Origin of the sequence: Pseudoalteromonas aurantia, from assembly GCF_005886875.1 — a bacterium.
GTDB classification, from domain to species: domain Bacteria; phylum Pseudomonadota; class Gammaproteobacteria; order Enterobacterales; family Alteromonadaceae; genus Pseudoalteromonas; species Pseudoalteromonas aurantia_A.
Window position 1 is genome coordinate 1 of sequence record NZ_PNBY01000263.1, and the last position, 209, is coordinate 209.

The window sequence follows — 209 nt, forward strand, 5'->3', positions numbered from 1 at the left end:
TTTTCCTACTTCTATAGAAGCACCGGGTATGCCTTTCATAGCTTTACGAATTTCATCTAAATAAACGGCCGAACTTTTTCCATGTCGTTTTTCAAACTCTACAAATGAAATTTGAATTCTACCTAAATTAGATTGGGTGCTCCTGTTATTGTCGCGTGGATTATTAGCACTAACAGCTACATTGGCAATAACACTTTCAACCATAGAGC

1 protein-coding gene is annotated in these 209 nt (G+C 36.8%); it reads right to left on the reverse strand.

The features are described from left to right. On the reverse strand, positions 1-209 hold a 209-nt coding region (locus CWC18_RS21335; RefSeq protein ID WP_212747761.1), incomplete at both ends, for a hypothetical protein.